The following is a 15,522-nucleotide window of genomic DNA, read 5'->3' as shown; positions in this document are numbered from 1 at the left end:
GGTCCGATGCGTGCATGGCTATCGAGCGTCTGCCTGGCGTTGCTGCTGGTCGCCCAGCAAGCCGCGGCGCAGACGCTGCTGGTCGTCGGCGATAGTATCAGCGCCGGTTTGGGGGTGGATACCGGCCGCGGCTGGGTCAGCCTGCTGGAGCAGCGGCTGAAGGACGAGGGTTTCGAATACCGGGTGGTCAACGCCTCGGTCAGCGGCGACACCAGCGCCGGCGGCCTGGCGCGCCTGCCGGCGCTGCTTTCCGGGGAGAAGCCGAGCGTCGTGGTGATCGAGCTGGGCGGCAACGACGGCCTGCGCGGGCAGGCGCCGCAACAATTGCAACAGAATCTTGCTTCGATGGTCGCGGCCTCGCGCCAGGCCGGGGCCAAGGTGCTGCTGCTGGGCATGCGCCTGCCGCCCAACTATGGCGAACGCTATACCCAGGCCTTCGCCCGGGTGTTCCAGCAGGTCGCCGAGCAGGGCAAGGTGCCGCTGGTGCCGTTCTTCCTCGACGGCGTGGGCGGGGTGCCGCAGATGATGCAGGCGGACGGCATCCACCCGGCCGTGGTGGCGCAACCGCGCCTGCTGGATAACGTCTGGCCGCAGCTCAAGCCGTTGCTCTGATCGCCGGGTCGTCGGAAGGCTTCCCCGCGCGGGGCTTTCCGCTATGTTTGCGCACCCTTCAGGAGCCGCCATGTCCCGCCCCGCCTGGACCCTCTTCGCCTACCAGCTGATCGAACCCGATTCCCAGCTCGATCTGTTCGCCTGCCGCGAGGTGCGCGTGCATCTCGTCGCCCGGCAGCTGGAGCTGGGCTCCCCAGCGGACCGCACCCTGTGCGGTGGCCTGTTGCCGGCGCAACCGCTCTGGCGCGAGGCTCAGCGGCCGCAGCTGCGCGACCGGCGGCTGTGCCCGGAGTGCCTGAAACGCCTGGAACAGGAAAAGCGCGGGCAACGATTTTCCTGGCTATTGTGAACTCTCCCGGAAAACAGGGTCTGAGTGGTACACTAACGCCCCCTCTGTCAACTGTGCTCTCGCCAAGGATCTCCGGATGTTGTCGCGTGTTATCGCCGCCTGCTCGCTGTCTTTTGCCGCGCTGCTCTCGGCCGGCCCCGTTTCCGCCCTCGAGCTGCCGTTGCCGGCGCCCGGCGAGGATATCGTCGGCCAGGTGCAGGTCATCAAGGCCAAGTACGAAGACACCTTCGCCGACCTCGGCCAGACCTATGACCTGGGCTACCAGGAGATGCTCGCCGCCAACCCGGGCGTCGACGCCTGGCTGCCCGGCGTGGGCACCGAGGTCATCATCCCGACCCGCTTCATCCTGCCGCCGGGCCCGCGCGAAGGCATCGTGATCAACATCGCCGAGTACCGCCTGTACTACTTCCCGAAAGGCAAGAACGTGGTCTACACCTACCCGCTGGGTATTGGCCGCGAGGGCTGGGGCTCGCCCATCGCCCACACCAACATCGTCGCCAAGACCAAGGACCCGGCCTGGTACCCGCCGGCGTCGATCCGCGCCGAGCACGCCGCCGACGGCGACCCGCTGCCGACCGTGGTGCCGCCGGGCCCGGACAACCCGCTGGGCCCGTACAAGATGTCGCTGGGCGTTCCCGGCTACCTGATCCACGGTTCGAACAAGAAGTTCGGCATCGGCACCCGCACCAGCCACGGTTGCTTCCGCATGTACAACGGCGACGTGACCGAGCTCTTCCCCATGGTGCCGGTGGGCACTTCGGTGCGCATCATCAACGAGCCGTACAAGTTCGGCCGCAGCGAAGGCAAGATCTACCTGGAGGCGCACACGCCGATCGACGACCATGGCAACCCTTCGGTCGTGGACAAGCACACCGCGGTGATCAACGCGCTGCTCAAGCGTGAAGACATCGCCAACCAGATGCAGATGGACTGGAACGTGGTGCGCGAAGTGGTGGCGGCCGAAGACGGCCTGCCGGTGGCCATCGCCCAGCCGCAGCAGCCCGGTACCTCGGTGGCCGCCAGCGAGAACACGACGGTGCAGATGCCCTGACGCCCGGGGCCTGCCCCAGGAGCCCGCCGACCGCAAGGTCCGCGGGCTTTTTGCTGCCAGTGGAAAACGCCGGGCAATAAAAAAGCCGACCTCGAGAGGTCGGCTTTTCGAACAGATCCGAGGATCTATTACTTGCGGCTGGCTTTGTCCAGCATACGCAGGGCGCGCTCGTTAGCCTCGTCAGCGGTCTGCTGGGCTTTCTGAGCAGCGGCCAGAGCTTCGTCAGCGTGACGGTAGGCTTCGTCAGCGCGGGCTTGGGCACGGGCAGCGGCGTCTTCAGTAGCGGTCAGACGGGCTTCGGTTTCTTTCGAGTGGCTGCTGCAACCGGTGGCCAGAACAGCAGCCAGAGCCAGAGCAGAGAATTTCAGAACGTTGTTCATCGTGTTCCCCTTAAGGTGGACATTTCCATTAAAGCAATTCCCCATGGGACTGGGAAATTAGCCGGACTACATAGTACTCATTACTTGTAGTAAGTAAACTGACTGAACGCAAGTAGGGCACTTTTTTTTCATGCTACGCGGGGTTGAACTCTTATTACCCCGGCATGTTGTGCAAAAAATGTGCAGATACGCCCGGCTGCCCTACAGTGGGGCTGTTGCAATGTCGTGAAGCACGGGCCAAGTGTTCGAGTATAGCGCCCCGAACTAATGCTAATTCGCGATAGGACGAAAGTCTGGTGGGAACTAACGGCGAGTAACTGTGGTCGCCAATTGCCGGTGCATTGGATGCAACCGGCTGGAATGAAAAAGCCCGGCTAACTTCATCAGTCAGCCGGGCTTTTGATCTGGCGGTGAGGGAGGGATTCGAACCCTCGATACGGTTTCCCGTATACACACTTTCCAGGCGTGCTCCTTCAACCGCTCGGACACCTCACCAGGGTTTCGACAGCGCGTTGTCTGTCGAGGCGCGCACTTTACTCAAAGGTTTTCCCAAACGCAAATGTTTTTTCAACGGATTCATCGGCTTAAGGTGATCGAGGGGAAACCGCGGCGGCCCGCCTTGTTAAACTGGCGGCTTCCTTGGAAAGGCGAGTGCGATGGCGAGCTGGGATCTCTTCTGCTGCGTGGTGGACAACTACGGCGACATCGGCGTGACCTGGCGCCTGGCCCGCCAGCTCGCCGGCGAGCATGGCCAGGCGGTGCGCCTGTGGGTGGACGACCTCAAGGCGTTCGCGCGGCTGTGCCCCGGGGCCGATCCGGCGCTGCCCGGCCAGCGCCTGGCGGGCGTCGAGGTCCGCCACTGGCCGGCGCTGTGGGAGGACACGCCGGCCGCCGACGTGGTCATCGAGGCGTTCGCCTGCCCGCTGCCGCCGGCCTACGTGGAGGCCATGCGCGGGCGCGCCGTGCCGCCGCTGTGGCTGAACCTGGAATACCTGAGCGCCGAGGGCTGGGTGGCTTCCTGTCATGGCCTGCCTTCGCTGCAGGCCAACGGCCTGCAGAAGTATTTCTATTTTCCCGGCTTCCAGGCTGGCGTCGGCGGCCTGCTGCGCGAGGCGGGGTTGCTGGAGCGGCGCCGGGCGTTCCAGGCGGATGACGCCTGCCGACGGAGGTTCCTGGCCAGCCTCGACGTGGAGGTGCAGGGTGAGGAATGCCTGATTTCCCTGTTCGCCTACGAGAACCCGGCGCTGGCGTCCTGGCTGGATGCGCTGGCGCAGGGATCGCGACCCACGCTGTTGCTGGTGCCGGAAGGGCGCGTGCTGGGCGATGTCGCCGCCTGGCTGGGCCTGCCCGGGCTGGCGCCGGGCGACCGCCACCGGCGCGCTAGCCTGCGGGTGCAGGTACTGCCGTTCGTCCGCCAGGAGGACTACGACCTGCTGCTGTGGAGCTGCGATGTCAACGCGGTGCGCGGCGAGGATTCCTTCGTCCGCGCGCTCTGGGCGGGGCGGCCGTTCGTCTGGCACATCTATGAGCAGGAGGAGGGCGTGCACCTGGAGAAGCTGGACGCCTTCCTCTCTCTATACAGCGAAGGCATGGAGCCTGGGCTCGAGGCTGCCCTGTTGGCCTACTGGCACGCCTGGAACGGCCTCGGCGACGCGGCGACGGCCTGGATGGCGCTGCAGCAGCGGGCCGGAGACTGGCGGGAATGGGCGCTGCGCTGGAGCGAAAAGCATGCCGCACAGCCGGATCTCGCCGCGGGGCTGGTGCGTTTTTATACAAATTGGCTATGATACGTCCCCTGTTTTTTGTCTCCAATCCAAATCGGATATTCGTATGAAAACCGCTCAAGAGTTCCGCGCAGGCCAGGTTGCCAACATCAACGGCGCCCCCTGGGTCATCCAGAAGGCCGAGTTCAACAAGTCCGGCCGTAACAGCGCCGTCGTCAAGATGAAGCTGAAGAACCTGCTGACCGGCGCCGGCACCGAGACCGTGTTCAAGGCCGATGACAAGCTGGAACCGATCATCCTCGACCGCAAGGAAGTGACCTACTCCTACTTCGCGGACCCGCTGTACGTCTTCATGGACAACGAGTTCAACCAGTACGAGATCGAGAAGGGCGACCTGGAAGGCGTGCTGACCTTCATCGAAGACGGCATGACCGACGTCTGCGAAGCGGTTTTCTACAACGACAAGGTGATCTCCGTCGAACTGCCGACCACCATCGTTCGTGAAATCGTCTACACCGAGCCGGCTGTCCGCGGCGACACCTCCGGCAAGGTCATGAAGACTGCCCGCCTGAAGAACGGTGCCGAGCTGCAGGTTTCCGCGTTCTGCGAAATCGGCGACTCCATCGAGATCGATACCCGCACCGGCGAGTACAAGTCCCGCGTCAAGGCCTGAGCCTTCGCGTGACCTGAAAATGCCCGGCATCTCAGGCTGTGTGAAAAACCGAGCGGCTCTTCGAAGAGCGCGTTCCTACGTGAAATCTGAAGAGGCTTGGCTATTCAGCCAATCCAGAATCCACGTAGAAACGCGAAATCCAGGTTGTTTTTTAACCAGTGGGACCGATCCTGAGGTTTTCACACAGCCTGATCTGCCGGGCTTTTTCGTTTCTGGCACAGGTTATTTCAGGTGCACCTTCAGCTCCTCGCCGGCCTGGCGCAGGGCGGCCTGCACGGCGGGTACGCCAGCCAGCGGGTTGAGCAGGCCGTAGTCGTGGATCATGCCGTTGTAGCGCACGGCGGTGACCGCCACGCCGGCGGCGTCCAGCTTGCGGGCGTAGGCTTCGCCTTCGTCGCGCAGCACGTCGAACTCGGCGGTCTGCACCAGCGCCGGCGGCAGGCCCTTCAACTGGTCGAGGGTGGCGCGCAGCGGCGAGGCGTAGATCTCCGCGCGCTGCTTCGCATCGGTGGTGTAGCTGTCCCAGAACCACTGCATCATCGGCTTGGTGAGGAAGTGCCCCTGGGCGAACCGGTCGTACGAGGCCGTCTCGAAGCTGGCGTCGGTCACCGGCCACAGCAGGGCCTGGAAGCGCAGCTTCGGAGTGCCCTTGTCCTTGGCCATCAGCGCGACCACCGCGGCCATGTTGCCGCCGACGCTGTTGCCGGCCACCGCCAGGCGCGAGCCGTCGACGTCCAGTTCCTTGCCGTGCTCGGCCACCCACTTCGTGGCGGCGTAGGCCTGGTTGATGGCCACCGGGTAATGGGCCTCGGGGGAGGGCGTGTAGTCGACGTACACCGCCGCAGCGCCGGAGCTGACCACCAGGTCGTGGATCAGCCGGGCGTGGGTCGGGTAGTCGCCCAGCACCCAGCCGCCGCCGTGGAAGAACATGAAGGCGGGCAGGCTGCCCTTGGCGCCGGCCGGGCGGACGATGGTCAGCTTGATGCGCTGGCCATCGGCCTGGATGGTCTTCTCGCTGACACAGGTGCCGGAAAGGTCGACCTTCACCGAGGCCTGGGCGCCGCTCAGTACCGCGCGGGCATCTTTCGGCGCCAGGGTTTCCAGGGGCTTGCCGCCGCCGGCCTGCAGGGCCTCGAGGAAGGCCTGGGTGTCGTGCTGCACGCCGGGGCTGCCGGCGGCGAAGGCGTTGCCGATGGCCAGGGCGAGCAGGCCGCCGGCGAGAGTCTTGCTGAGCGCTTTCATGTTCGGGTTCTCCTTGGGCGGTAGGGGTCAGACGGCGACGTTCAGGCGGACTTCGATGTTGCCGCGGGTGGCGTTGGAGTACGGGCAGACCTGGTGGGCCGCGGCGACCAGTTCCTCGGCGACGGCGCGCTCCAGGCCGGGCAGATCGATGTTCAGTTCCACTTCCAGGCCGAAGCCGCCGGGGATCTGGCCGATGCCGACCTTGCCGGTGATGGAGGCGTCGGCGGGGAGCTGCCGTTTGCTCTGGCTGGCGACGAATTTCAGTGCGCCGATGAAGCAGGCCGAGTAGCCGGCGGCGAAGAGTTGCTCGGGGTTGGTGGCGTTGCCGCCCTGGCCGCCCAGTTCGCGCGGGGTGGTCAGTTTCACGTCGAGGTTGCCGTCGGAGGAGACGGCGCGGCCGTCGCGGCCTCCGGTGGCAGTGGCGGTAGCGGTGTAGAGGGCCTTGATGGTTTGCATGGTGGTGTCTCCGGGTCTGGTTTGTTCGTTAAAATTTTGCGCGCTAATTAAGTGCGTGAGGCAGAATTTAGTCCTGAGTTATTTTGCGCGCAAGATATTTATCGGAAGAATTCGCGATAAGCACTCCCTGAATCGGGAATAAGGCGCTAGTCCGCGCCTTGCAGGCTGCCGCGCAGGTCCACCAGCTCGTCCTTCAGCTTGCCCAGCTGTTCCAGGTCCAGGCCGCTGGCGGCGAGGATGCAGCCGGGGATGCGTTCAGCCTGGCGCTGCAGGGCGCGGCCCTTGTCGGTCAGGCGCAGCTCGACCACCCGCTCGTCGCTGGCGCTGCGCTTGCGGGTGATCAGGCCTTCGCCTTCCAGGCGCTTGAGCAGCGGGGTGAGGGAGCCGGGGTCGGTGAGCATGCGCGCGCTGATCTCGCCGACGGTGATGCCGTCCCGCTCCCAGAGCACCAGCATGGCGATGTACTGCGGGTAGGTCAGGCCCAGTTCCTGGAGTAGCGGCTTGTAGACCTTGGTCATCTGCAGCGAGGTGGAATAGAGGGCGAAGCACAGCTGGTTGTCGAGCTTGAGCGATTCGCAGGCGTCCTTGGGTTGGCTCATGACGGGCCTCCGAATAGATGATTGCGCCTTAATTTAGCGCGCTGGCTATTTTTTCGCCAGTTCGTCGCTCGCCAGGTGTCCGGCGAGGGCGCTGTCCCAGGGCGGCGGGAAGCCGAAGCGTTCGACGAGGAAGGCCAGCAGCCGCTGGCTGCGCGGGTGTGTGCCGCGTTCCAGGCGCAGGGCGTGGATGCCGCCCGGCTCGGGCTCCGGCAGGCCCTGCTCGCAGAACAACGGCTGCAGCTCGCCGCGCACCAGGTATTCGCTGCACAGCCAGGTCGGCAGGTGGGCCAGGCCGAGCCCCTGCAAGGCGCCTTCGACCAGGGTTTCCGCATTGTTGGCGGTCAGCCGCAGGCGCCGCGGGCGCAGGTGCTGCAGGCGCCCGTCGACGGCGAAGCGCCAGGCCAGCGGCGGGGCCAGGCCTTCCCAGTCCAGGCCGACGTGCCCGGGTAGCTGCAGCGGCGAGGCAGGCCGGCCGTGGCGGGCCAGGTAGTCGGCGCTGGCGCAGACGATGCGGCGCATGGGCGCCAGCGGCGTGGCCACCAGGCGGCTGTCCGGCAACGGGCCGATGCGCAGCACCAGGTCGACCTGGCCGAGGTTGTCGCCCTGCAGGTCGGTGAAGCTGTCGATCAGGCGCAGCTGCACGTCCAGGCCGGGGTTGGCCTTGAGGAAGTCGGCCAGGGCCGGCGCCAGGTGGCGGCGGCCGAAGGGCACGGGCGCGTCGATGCGGATCAGGCCCTCGGGCGCGGTGCTCAGCGATACCGCTTCGGCGCGGGCCTGGCGCAGTTCCTCGACGATGCGCCGGGCCCGCTCGGCGAACGCCAGGCCGGCCGGGGTGGCGCGCACCAGGTGGGTGCTGCGGGTCAGCAGGGGGCTGCCCAGGCCGCGCTCGAGGGCGTCCATGCGCCGCGCCACCGCCGAGGGCGTGAGCTGGCGCAGGCGCGCGGCGGCGGAGAAGCTGCCGCTGTCGAGCACGTCGAGGAACAGGTCCAACTGGTCTTCCAGGGCGCTGGGGGTCATGGCGGCTGCCTTTGCAGAAAACGCCAAGCCATTGTGCTCGGCTTTGCGTTTCCCATCCAGCAGCGGTCTTCTAGCATGGCGCCGAAGGGTAGGAGGTAGCGATGCTGGACATGGGCTTGGACTTTCTTCTGGGGCTGGTCCTGGGTTGCCTGGGCGGGCTTTTCGGGATCGGCGGCGGGCTGCTGGCGATCCCGGCGCTGGGCGTGCTGTTCGGCCTCGACCAGCAACTGGCGCAGGGCACGGCCCTGGTGATGGTGGTGCCCAACGTGCTGCTGGCGCTGCGCCGTTATCACCAGCGCAATCGCATCGATCCCGGCCAGGCGGCGGTGCTGGCGGTGACCGGGCTGCTCTGCGCCTTCCTCGCCTCCAGCCTGGCGCTGCGCATCGACGCGGCGCACATGCGCACGGCCTTCGTGGTGTTCCTGCTGGCCCTGGCCGGCTACCTGCTGCTGCGCCAGCGCGGCGAGGCGCAACCGCGGGAGGCCGCGCCGGGGCTGCCCTGGTTCGCCGCACTGGGCCTGGGGCGGGTTCCCTGGGCGGGCTGTTCGGGGTGGGCGGCGGCGTGCTGGCCACGCCGGTGCTGACCTCGCTGTTCGGCTTCAGCCAGGTGGTGGCCCAGGGGCTGGCCCTGGCATTGGCGGCGCCGAGCACGGCGGTGGCGCTGGGCACCTATGCGCTGCACGGCCATGTCGACTGGCGCATGGGTGCCTGTCTCGCGGCCGGCGGCCTGCTGAGCATCTCCTGGGGCGTGAGGCTGGCCCACGCGCTGCCCGAGCGCGCCCTGCGCTTCGCCTTCAGCCTGTTCCTGGTGGCCTGCGCGCTGCTCCTGCTGCGCCAGTGAGGCGGCTCAGGCGGCGGCGAAGCCTTCGACGATGTAGTCGGCCAGCTTGTCGGTGACCGGCGACTGCCGCGGCGGGTTGCGCAGCAGCACGATGCTCGCCGAGGGCAGGGTCGGCAGGCCTTCCTCCTCGCCGATGATGCGCAGGTTGCCGGTGAGCAGGCTGCGCAGCTGGGCGGTGACCGCCAGGCCCGCGCTGGCCACGGCGAACAGCGCCGAGAGGCTGGGGCTGCTGTAGGCGATGCGGTAGTCGATCTCCATCGCTTCCAGGGCATTGCAGGCCCAGGCGCGGCAGAAGCAGGTGGTGTTGAACATCGCCAGCGGCAGCGGGCGCTGCTCCTGCGGACAGAAGCTTTCCGCGGCCATCCAGACGAAGGGCTCCTGGCGCAGCAACTGGCCGATCTCGGTGCCCGGCTCGCGGGTGACGATGGTCAGGTCCAGGTCCTTGCGGGTGAGCAACTGCGAGGAGGTCTCGCAGTGCACTTCCACCTGTACCAGCGGGTAGGCCTGGGCGAAGCGCGAGAGGATGTCCGGGAGGAAGCGCATCACGTAGTCGTCCGGCGTGCCGATGCGCACCGCGCCGACCATGTGCGGCTGGCGCAGGGTGTTGAACACCTCGCCCTGCAGCCGCAGGATGCGCCGCGCGTAGCCCAGCAGCACCTGGCCCTCGGGCGTCAGGCGCACCTGGCGGCCGTCGCGTTCGAACAGGGTGCGTTCCAGCACGTCGTCCTCCAGGCGTTTCATCTGCATGCTCACCGCCGACTGGGTGCGGTTGACCACTTCGGCGGCGCGGGTGAAACCACCGTGGTCGGCGATGGCGACGAAGGTGCGCAGCAGTTCGCTGTCGATGCTGGGGAAGCTGCTCATACATCAAACTCCGAGATGGGATGCATAAGAATGATTCGTTGGATTGATCTTATGCCCGGCGCGAGACTGGTGCCAACCCCACAGGGAGGACGGCACGATGAAAGCGCAATTCGGTTTCGTGATGGCACCCTCGGTGCTTGCCCAGCGGCACTCCGCCGCTGTCTTCTGGCATGGCCTGCTGGGCCGCATCCGCCGCTGGCGGGAGCTGGCGCGGCAGCGCGAACAGCTGGCCAGCCTCAGCGACGCGGCGCTCAAGGACATCGGCCTGAGCCGCGCGGACATTCTCCAGGAAGCGGAGAAACCCTTCTGGATCGACCACCTGCGTCGCTGAACCCCGCCTGACGTGCACAAGGAAAGGCCCATGTCGCAACCCTACCACCTGGCCCAGGTCAACATCGCCCGGGCCAGGGCCCCGCTCGATCACCCGCTGATGCGGGATTTCGTCGACCAGCTGGCGCCCGTCAACGCCCTGGCCGAGGCCAGCCGCGGTTTCGTCTGGCGTTTGCAGGACGAGGCGGGCGACGCCACCGGCGTCCAGGCCTTCGACGACCCGCGGATCATCGTCAACCTGTCGCTGTGGGAGTCCCTGGAGGCCCTGCGCGACTACGTCTATGGCGGCGAGCACCTCGCCGTGCTGCGTCGGCGCCGGGACTGGATGGAGAAGCTGCCGGGGCCGACCCTGGCGCTCTGGTGGTTGCCGGCCGGGCAATTGCCAAGCCTGGCCCAGGCCCGCGCGGCCCTGCGCAGCCTGGCCGAAAGGGGGCCGAGCGCCGAGGCCTTCAGCATCGCCCGGCCGTTCCCCGCGCCCAGCATGGAAGCCCTGCCGGCCTGATGTCGGCGCTGGCGGCTTTGGCGTAGGATCGAGAGCCCCGATCCGCCCAGCAGGAAGCGCCCATGACCGACAGCCTGTCCCTCAAGCAAGCCCGCCGCCTGGCCCTGGCGGCCCAGGGTTTCGCCAGCCGCCGGCCGCTCGCCCGGGTGCAGCGCCGGCACCTGCAGCAGGTGCTGGAACGCCTGGGCGTGCTGCAGATCGATTCGGTCAATGCCCTGACCCGCTCGCACTACCTGCCGCTGTTCTCGCGCCTGGGCAGCTACCCGCAGGCGCTGCTGGACGAGGCGGCCTGGAGCGCCGGGCGCCACCGGCGGATGTTCGAGTACTGGGGGCACGAGGCTTCCCTGCTGCCGCTGGAGCTCTACCCGCTGATGCGCTGGCGCATGCGCCGCGCGGCCGTGGGGCAGGGCATCTACAAGCAGCTGGCGCGCTTCGGCGAGGATCGCCGCGAGGTGATCGAACGGGTGCTGCAGGCGGTGCGCGAGCAGGGCGCCCTGGGCGCCGGCAGCCTGACCACCCGCAGCGAGCGCGCCGGCCCCTGGTGGGACTGGAGCGACGAGAAGCACGCCCTGGAATGGCTGTTCGCCGCCGGCGAGGTGACGGTGGCCGGGCGCCGCGGCTTCGAGCGGCTCTACGACCTGCCCGAGCGGGTGCTGCCGGCATCCTTGCTGGCGCTGCCGGAGCCGGGCGCCGAGGAGGCCCAGCGCGGCCTGCTGCTGCATGCCGCCAACGCCCTGGGCGTGGCCAGCGAGACCGACCTGCGCGACTACTTCCGCCTGGAGCCGGCCGACAGCAAGGCGCGCCTGGCCGAGCTGGTGGAAGCCGGCGCCTTGCGCCAGGTGCGCGTGCAGGGCTGGTCGCAGGCGGCCTACGTCGCCGGCGAGCCGGTCATTCCGCGCAAGGTGACGGCCAGCGCGCTGCTGTCGCCCTTCGATTCCCTGGTGTGGGAGCGCGCCCGCACCGAGCGGCTGTTCGACTTCCGCTACCGCCTGGAGATCTATACCCCGCAGCACAAGCGGGTCTACGGCTACTACGTGCTGCCCTTCCTGTTCGACGAACGCCTGGCGGCGCGCATCGACCTGCGCGCCGAGCGGGCGGCGGGGCGCCTGGCGGTCCATGCCGTGCACGAGGAACAGCGGCCGCTGGGCGAGGAGGGGATGCTGGCGCTGGCCGGGCGGTTGCGCGAGATGGCCGCCTGGCTGGGCCTGGAGGAGGTGCACGTGGGCTGCCGCAAGGCGGAGGGCGTCCGCCTGCGGGCGATGCTGGAGGCCGGGGCGGCCGCCTAGCGGCGGTCAGGCCTTGGCGGCCAGTTCCTCGAGGTGGGCGATGACTTCGTCCGGCTTGAGCACCAGCACGTCGCTTTCCAGGGCATCGAGCACCACCTCGGCGGTGTTGCCGATCAGCGCGCCGGAGAAGCCGGTGCGCGCCACGGTGCCGATCACCGTCACCGCCGCGTCCAGCTGGTGCGCGGTGCGCGGGATGAGCACGTCGGCCGGGCCTTCCTCGATGTGCAGGTGCTGGTCGTCCACCCCGTACTCGGCCTGGAAGGCCTTGCAGGCCTCGCGGTAGCGGGCCTCGATGGTTTCGCTGAGCTGGAAGGTTGGGTCGGCGGCGGACAGCATCGGCGAGGGGTGGGCGCTGATCACGTGCAGCGGGCCGTGGGTCAGCCCGGCGATGTCGTAGGCGTGGCTGACGATGTTGGCATGCAGCGCGTGGTGCTCGGCGTCGTTGTTGCCGACGTCGACCGCGGCGAGGATGTTGCGCCCGGCCCAGGGCGTGGCGCTCTTCACCAGCAGCACGGGGGCGGGGCAGTAGCGCAGCAGCTTCCAGTCGTCGGGGGTGAGCAGGGCCTTCTTCAGCGGGCTGTCGGGGTGGTGCTGCTTGACCACCAGCCCACAGCCCTCGGCCTGCTGCTCGGCGATGATGGTGGCGTGCAGGCTGTCGTGCCAGGCCTGCCGGCAACTGCTGCTGTAGCCTTCCTCGCGCAGGCTGGCGGTCAGTTCCTCGAGCCGGGCGCCGGCGTCGCCTTGCTTGCTGCAGGCCAGCAGGTGCAGGTGGGATTGAGTGACGCTGGCGATCAGCTTGGCGCGCTTGAGCGCCAGGCCGTCGGGCTGGTCGGGGGCCACTACTACGAGAATGCTGCGGATGGCTTGCATGGTCGTCTCCCTTGGCACTTGCCGTTGCTTTGCAGCAACTGTAGACGCGATCCGGCCGCGTGCTTCTTGAGGTGCGTCAAGTGTGGCGCTGGCCGTGCGCCGCCGCATTCGTATAATGCTCCGCCTTTGGCCGCCGGCGAACCCTTTTGCGCTGCGGCGATGAGCGACTGGAGCCCGTCATGTTGTCCGAAATCCGCGAATTCCTTGGTTGCGCCACGCCCGACGCCTGGGTCGAGGCCGCACTGCGGGACCAGGAAGTGCTGCTGATCGACCACAAGAACAACGAGTTCAAGGCCGCCAGCACGGCCCTGGCGCTGATCGCCAAGTACAGCGCCCACGAGGAGCTGGTGAACTTCATGTCGCGCCTGGCACGCGAGGAACTGCGCCACCACGAGCAGGTGCTGGCGATCCTCAAGAAGCGCGGCATCGCCCTGCGGCCGATCTCCGCCGGCCGCTATGCCTCGGGCCTGCGCGCGGTGGTGCGCAACCACGAGCCGCACAAGCTGGTCGACACCCTGATCGTCGGCGCCTTCATCGAGTGCCGTAGCTGCGAGCGCTTCGCCGCGCTGGTGGATCACCTGGATGCCGACCTGGCGAAGTTCTACGGCTCGCTGCTGAAATCCGAGGCGCGGCATTTCCAGGGCTACCTGGCGCTGGCCCGGCGCTATGGCGACGAGGCCGATATCCAGCGGCGGGTGGCGGACATCCGGGAGGTGGAGGCGGGGCTCATCCGCTCGCCGGACGGGGAGTTCCGCTTCCACAGCGGTGTGCCGCAGGTGGCTTGAGGCCTTCCCTGTTGACGAACCCGATCGCGGACAAAGTCCGCTCCTACAGGGAAATGCCACGCCTTCCGGCAACCTGTAGGAGCGAGCTTGCTCGCGAACGGACTCCGCAGCGGGGTTTATTCGCGAGCAAGCTCGCTCCTACGAAGAGCATTTCGGCGCGGGGCGCAAGACAGTTGCTCCTACGATCGTGCCCCCCTGGAACTGTAGGAGCGGGCCCTGCCCGCGATTCGCGCGCAGGGCGCGCTCCTACAGGGGAATGATGTGGGTGGGGCGGTGTAGGAGCGGACTCCGTCCGCGATAGGCGGATGACGCCCGTGCCCCGTGCGCCTTCAGCGCTCGATGATCTGCCGGATCTGCGACTGCGGGATCATCTGTTCCCGGCCCTCGGCGTCCTCGAAGCGGATCATGCCGCTGGCCTTGTCCAGCTTCGGCTTGTTGTCGGTGGTGATCATCTGGCCATCGGCGGTGCTGATGATGTACTCGCTGGAGCAACCGGCGAGGGCGAGCAGGCAAGCGGCGAGCAGCAGGTGTCTTTTCATGGTGGTCCCGGGCGGTTTGGCTATGGATAGCTTGAGCATAGCTGCTGGCCCGGGGCCATGAACTTGATTCGCGTCAGTGGTCGGACGGCTCTGCGTCGAGGGGGAAAGGCGCCTGTTCCAGGCCGTTGGCATCGGCCTGCAGGGCCCAGCCCTGGCGGTCCCAGTCGCCGAGGACGATGCGCCGTGCGCGCTGGCCGTCGAGCTGCAGTTCGTGCACCGCCGGGCGATGGGTGTGGCCGTGGATCAGGGTGCGCACGCCATGCTCGCGCATGACCTTCAGCACCTCTTCCGGCGTCACGTCGACGATCTCGCTGGCCTTCATCCGCGTTTGCGCGCGGCTTTCCTTGCGCAGCTTGCGCGCCAACTGGTGGCGTTTCGACAGCGGCAGGTTGCGCAGGATGAACAGCGAGACCGGGTTGCGCAGCCAGCGGCGCAGCTTCATGTAGCCGGCGTCCAGGGTGCACAGGCTGTCGCCGTGCATCAGCAGCACCTTCTCGCCGTTCAGGGCGATGACGCTGGGATCGCGCAGCAGGGTGCAGCCGGCCTCGCGGCAGAACGCCTTGCCGATGAGGAAGTCGCGGTTGCCGTGCATCAGGTAGATGCGCGTGCCGCCGTCGGCCACCTCGCGCAGGGCGCGGGCGATGGAGTGCTGGAACCCGTCCATGCCGTCGTCGCCGATCCAGGCCTCGAAGAAGTCGCCCAGGATGTAGAGGGCTTCGGCCTGGCTGGCGCGGGTGCGGAGGAAATGCAAGAACGCCCGGGTGATGTCCGGGCGTTCCGCTTCCAGATGCAGGTCCGAGATGAACAGGACGCTCATCGACTCACTCGACGATCTCGGCCTTCTCGATGATCACGTCTTCGCTGGGCACGTCCTGGTGACCGGCGCGCATGGTGGTGGCCACGCCCTTGATCTTGTCGACCACGTCCATGCCGTCCACGACCTGGCCGAACACGCAGTAGCCCCAGCCCTGCACGGTCGGCGCGCTGTGGTTGAGGAAGTCGTTGTCGGCGACGTTGATGAAGAACTGCGCGCTGGCCGAGTGCGGCTCCATGGTGCGGGCCATGGCGACGGTGCCGACCTTGTTGCCGACGCCGTTGTTGGCTTCGTTCTTGATCGGGGCGCGGGTGCTCTTCTGCTTCATGCCCGGCTCGAAACCGCCGCCCTGGATCATGAAGTTGTTGATCACGCGGTGGAAGATGGTGTTGTCGTAATGACCGCTCTTCACGTACTCCTTGAAGTTGGCCACGGTCTCCGGGGCCTTGTCTTCGAAGAGTTCCAGGGTGATGACGCCATGGTTGGTGTGCAGCTTGATCATGAGGGGATTCCACTCTGTCGGGAAAATCGAAGGCCTGTCAGGGGGTTGACAGCTTCGGCTATGATAAGCGCTTTGGTTTGGCCGGC

General features: G+C 67.3%; 19 protein-coding genes, 1 tRNA gene and 1 pseudogene. 10 read left to right on the top strand and 11 right to left on the bottom strand.

All coding sequences use genetic code 11. From position 1 onward, the window contains the following. The first annotated feature begins 6 nt into the window (after nucleotides 1-6). The 3 genes from PKO50_RS21070 to PKO50_RS21060 all read left to right on the top strand — a co-directional run bounded on the left by PKO50_RS21070 (nucleotide 7) and on the right by PKO50_RS21060 (nucleotide 2,012). A complete protein-coding gene (locus PKO50_RS21070) occupies nucleotides 7-612 on the top strand; it encodes an arylesterase (protein WP_275627145.1) in 606 nt (201 codons plus the stop codon). A 70-nt stretch (nucleotides 613-682) separates the two neighbouring features. Next, the gene (locus tag PKO50_RS21065; protein ID WP_109933151.1) at nucleotides 683-961 is read left to right on the top strand and encodes a hypothetical protein; all 279 of its coding nucleotides are present in this window, start codon (nucleotides 683-685) and stop codon (nucleotides 959-961) included. Between the two features lie 76 nt (nucleotides 962-1,037). Then, nucleotides 1,038-2,012: a L,D-transpeptidase family protein gene (locus PKO50_RS21060; protein ID WP_109933150.1), complete on the top strand. Its 975-nt coding sequence runs from the start codon at nucleotides 1,038-1,040 to the stop codon at nucleotides 2,010-2,012. 128 nt (nucleotides 2,013-2,140) lie between these two features. Here PKO50_RS21060 and oprI read toward each other — a convergent pair whose 3' ends face one another. Together oprI and PKO50_RS21050 are read right to left on the bottom strand one after the other, a co-directional pair. Continuing rightward, the gene (gene oprI, locus PKO50_RS21055) at nucleotides 2,141-2,392 is read right to left on the bottom strand and encodes an outer membrane lipoprotei OprI (RefSeq protein ID WP_024128796.1); all 252 of its coding nucleotides are present in this window, start codon (nucleotides 2,390-2,392) and stop codon (nucleotides 2,141-2,143) included. Between the two features lie 405 nt (nucleotides 2,393-2,797). Continuing rightward, nucleotides 2,798-2,887: transfer RNA gene (locus tag PKO50_RS21050), tRNA-Ser, on the bottom strand. A gap of 161 nt (nucleotides 2,888-3,048) precedes the next feature. On the opposite strand from PKO50_RS21050, the gene earP reads away from it, so the two are divergent. Both earP and efp read left to right on the top strand, forming a co-directional pair. Beyond that, complete coding sequence (earP, locus tag PKO50_RS21045) at nucleotides 3,049-4,179, top strand: elongation factor P maturation arginine rhamnosyltransferase EarP (RefSeq protein WP_275627144.1); 1,131 nt, start codon at nucleotides 3,049-3,051, stop codon at nucleotides 4,177-4,179. 43 nt (nucleotides 4,180-4,222) lie between these two features. Then, entirely contained in the window at nucleotides 4,223-4,789 is a 567-nt protein-coding gene (efp, locus tag PKO50_RS21040) for an elongation factor P (RefSeq protein ID WP_009623501.1), read from the top strand. Nucleotides 4,790-5,011: 222 nt separating this feature from the next. Here the strand turns inward: efp and PKO50_RS21035 are convergent, their stop codons facing one another. From PKO50_RS21035 to PKO50_RS21020, 4 genes are all read right to left on the bottom strand, one after another. Next, nucleotides 5,012-6,031: an alpha/beta hydrolase fold domain-containing protein gene (locus tag PKO50_RS21035; protein ID WP_275627143.1), complete on the bottom strand. Its 1,020-nt coding sequence runs from the start codon at nucleotides 6,029-6,031 to the stop codon at nucleotides 5,012-5,014. 27 nt (nucleotides 6,032-6,058) lie between these two features. Continuing rightward, complete coding sequence (locus PKO50_RS21030; protein ID WP_109935380.1) at nucleotides 6,059-6,487, bottom strand: organic hydroperoxide resistance protein; 429 nt, start codon at nucleotides 6,485-6,487, stop codon at nucleotides 6,059-6,061. A 146-nt stretch (nucleotides 6,488-6,633) separates the two neighbouring features. Beyond that, nucleotides 6,634-7,086 carry a MarR family transcriptional regulator gene (locus PKO50_RS21025; protein ID WP_109935381.1) on the bottom strand — a complete coding sequence of 151 codons (453 nt, stop codon included), beginning with the start codon at nucleotides 7,084-7,086 and terminating at the stop codon, nucleotides 6,634-6,636. Nucleotides 7,087-7,131: 45 nt separating this feature from the next. Next, nucleotides 7,132-8,103, bottom strand: coding sequence for a LysR family transcriptional regulator (locus PKO50_RS21020; RefSeq protein ID WP_275627142.1), 972 nt, complete (start codon nucleotides 8,101-8,103; stop codon nucleotides 7,132-7,134). Nucleotides 8,104-8,204: 101 nt separating this feature from the next. On the opposite strand from PKO50_RS21020, the pseudogene PKO50_RS21015 reads away from it, so the two are divergent. Beyond that, a pseudogene (locus tag PKO50_RS21015) lies at nucleotides 8,205-8,944 on the top strand (sulfite exporter TauE/SafE family protein). Nucleotides 8,945-8,950: 6 nt separating this feature from the next. Here the strand turns inward: PKO50_RS21015 and PKO50_RS21010 are convergent. After that, on the bottom strand, nucleotides 8,951-9,808 hold the full coding sequence (locus PKO50_RS21010) for a LysR substrate-binding domain-containing protein (RefSeq protein WP_109936011.1): 858 nt from the start codon (nucleotides 9,806-9,808) through the stop codon (nucleotides 8,951-8,953). A gap of 97 nt (nucleotides 9,809-9,905) precedes the next feature. On the opposite strand from PKO50_RS21010, the gene PKO50_RS21005 reads away from it, so the two are divergent. From PKO50_RS21005 to PKO50_RS20995, 3 genes are all read left to right on the top strand, one after another. Then, complete coding sequence (locus PKO50_RS21005; RefSeq protein WP_109936012.1) at nucleotides 9,906-10,139, top strand: DUF1127 domain-containing protein; 234 nt, start codon at nucleotides 9,906-9,908, stop codon at nucleotides 10,137-10,139. A 30-nt stretch (nucleotides 10,140-10,169) separates the two neighbouring features. Next, the gene (locus PKO50_RS21000; RefSeq protein WP_275627141.1) at nucleotides 10,170-10,640 is read left to right on the top strand and encodes a DUF3291 domain-containing protein; all 471 of its coding nucleotides are present in this window, start codon (nucleotides 10,170-10,172) and stop codon (nucleotides 10,638-10,640) included. Between the two features lie 62 nt (nucleotides 10,641-10,702). Then, nucleotides 10,703-11,926, top strand: coding sequence for a winged helix-turn-helix domain-containing protein (locus PKO50_RS20995; protein ID WP_275627140.1), 1,224 nt, complete (start codon nucleotides 10,703-10,705; stop codon nucleotides 11,924-11,926). A 6-nt stretch (nucleotides 11,927-11,932) separates the two neighbouring features. On the opposite strand, the gene PKO50_RS20990 is transcribed toward PKO50_RS20995, so the two are convergent. Further along, nucleotides 11,933-12,796: a universal stress protein gene (locus tag PKO50_RS20990; protein ID WP_109936015.1), complete on the bottom strand. Its 864-nt coding sequence runs from the start codon at nucleotides 12,794-12,796 to the stop codon at nucleotides 11,933-11,935. A gap of 179 nt (nucleotides 12,797-12,975) precedes the next feature. Here PKO50_RS20990 and miaE point away from each other — a divergent pair, with 179 nt between their 5' ends. After that, nucleotides 12,976-13,581 carry a tRNA isopentenyl-2-thiomethyl-A-37 hydroxylase MiaE gene (gene miaE, locus PKO50_RS20985; RefSeq protein ID WP_275627139.1) on the top strand — a complete coding sequence of 202 codons (606 nt, stop codon included), beginning with the start codon at nucleotides 12,976-12,978 and terminating at the stop codon, nucleotides 13,579-13,581. A gap of 329 nt (nucleotides 13,582-13,910) precedes the next feature. Here the strand turns inward: miaE and PKO50_RS20980 are convergent, their stop codons facing one another. From PKO50_RS20980 to PKO50_RS20970, 3 genes are all read right to left on the bottom strand, one after another. After that, nucleotides 13,911-14,120: a YgdI/YgdR family lipoprotein gene (locus tag PKO50_RS20980; protein WP_089391689.1), complete on the bottom strand. Its 210-nt coding sequence runs from the start codon at nucleotides 14,118-14,120 to the stop codon at nucleotides 13,911-13,913. Between the two features lie 73 nt (nucleotides 14,121-14,193). Then, the gene (lpxH, locus tag PKO50_RS20975; RefSeq protein WP_275627138.1) at nucleotides 14,194-14,937 is read right to left on the bottom strand and encodes a UDP-2,3-diacylglucosamine diphosphatase; all 744 of its coding nucleotides are present in this window, start codon (nucleotides 14,935-14,937) and stop codon (nucleotides 14,194-14,196) included. A 4-nt stretch (nucleotides 14,938-14,941) separates the two neighbouring features. After that, nucleotides 14,942-15,436 carry a peptidylprolyl isomerase gene (locus PKO50_RS20970; protein WP_089391687.1) on the bottom strand — a complete coding sequence of 165 codons (495 nt, stop codon included), beginning with the start codon at nucleotides 15,434-15,436 and terminating at the stop codon, nucleotides 14,942-14,944. Nucleotides 15,437-15,522: the final 86 nt, after the last annotated feature.

The organism is Pseudomonas sp. 273 (genome assembly GCF_029201425.1).
In the GTDB taxonomy this organism is placed as follows: Bacteria; Pseudomonadota; Gammaproteobacteria; order Pseudomonadales; family Pseudomonadaceae; genus Pseudomonas; species Pseudomonas delhiensis.
Note: the sequence above shows the minus strand (reverse complement) of the source record. Positions and strands in the feature narration are given on the sequence as shown.

What these genes read in the sequence shown, in the direction of transcription:
- lpxH (WP_275627138.1), bottom strand. Translation starts at nt 14,937, where the DNA reads ATGAGCGTCCTGTTCATCTCGGACCTGCATCTGGAAGCGGAACGCCCG.
- PKO50_RS21035 (WP_275627143.1), bottom strand. Translation starts at nt 6,031, where the DNA reads ATGAAAGCGCTCAGCAAGACTCTCGCCGGCGGCCTGCTCGCCCTGGCC.
- PKO50_RS21025 (WP_109935381.1), bottom strand. Translation starts at nt 7,086, where the DNA reads ATGAGCCAACCCAAGGACGCCTGCGAATCGCTCAAGCTCGACAACCAG.
- PKO50_RS21030 (WP_109935380.1), bottom strand. Translation starts at nt 6,487, where the DNA reads ATGCAAACCATCAAGGCCCTCTACACCGCTACCGCCACTGCCACCGGA.
- PKO50_RS21005 (WP_109936012.1), top strand. Translation starts at nt 9,906, where the DNA reads ATGAAAGCGCAATTCGGTTTCGTGATGGCACCCTCGGTGCTTGCCCAG.
- PKO50_RS20970 (WP_089391687.1), bottom strand. Translation starts at nt 15,436, where the DNA reads ATGATCAAGCTGCACACCAACCATGGCGTCATCACCCTGGAACTCTTC.
- PKO50_RS20990 (WP_109936015.1), bottom strand. Translation starts at nt 12,796, where the DNA reads ATGCAAGCCATCCGCAGCATTCTCGTAGTAGTGGCCCCCGACCAGCCC.
- oprI (WP_024128796.1), bottom strand. Translation starts at nt 2,392, where the DNA reads ATGAACAACGTTCTGAAATTCTCTGCTCTGGCTCTGGCTGCTGTTCTG.
- PKO50_RS20980 (WP_089391689.1), bottom strand. Translation starts at nt 14,120, where the DNA reads ATGAAAAGACACCTGCTGCTCGCCGCTTGCCTGCTCGCCCTCGCCGGT.
- PKO50_RS21000 (WP_275627141.1), top strand. Translation starts at nt 10,170, where the DNA reads ATGTCGCAACCCTACCACCTGGCCCAGGTCAACATCGCCCGGGCCAGG.
- PKO50_RS21010 (WP_109936011.1), bottom strand. Translation starts at nt 9,808, where the DNA reads ATGAGCAGCTTCCCCAGCATCGACAGCGAACTGCTGCGCACCTTCGTC.
- PKO50_RS21065 (WP_109933151.1), top strand. Translation starts at nt 683, where the DNA reads ATGTCCCGCCCCGCCTGGACCCTCTTCGCCTACCAGCTGATCGAACCC.
- efp (WP_009623501.1), top strand. Translation starts at nt 4,223, where the DNA reads ATGAAAACCGCTCAAGAGTTCCGCGCAGGCCAGGTTGCCAACATCAAC.
- PKO50_RS20995 (WP_275627140.1), top strand. Translation starts at nt 10,703, where the DNA reads ATGACCGACAGCCTGTCCCTCAAGCAAGCCCGCCGCCTGGCCCTGGCG.
- PKO50_RS21060 (WP_109933150.1), top strand. Translation starts at nt 1,038, where the DNA reads ATGTTGTCGCGTGTTATCGCCGCCTGCTCGCTGTCTTTTGCCGCGCTG.
- earP (WP_275627144.1), top strand. Translation starts at nt 3,049, where the DNA reads ATGGCGAGCTGGGATCTCTTCTGCTGCGTGGTGGACAACTACGGCGAC.
- PKO50_RS21020 (WP_275627142.1), bottom strand. Translation starts at nt 8,103, where the DNA reads ATGACCCCCAGCGCCCTGGAAGACCAGTTGGACCTGTTCCTCGACGTG.
- miaE (WP_275627139.1), top strand. Translation starts at nt 12,976, where the DNA reads ATGTTGTCCGAAATCCGCGAATTCCTTGGTTGCGCCACGCCCGACGCC.
- PKO50_RS21070 (WP_275627145.1), top strand. Translation starts at nt 7, where the DNA reads ATGCGTGCATGGCTATCGAGCGTCTGCCTGGCGTTGCTGCTGGTCGCC.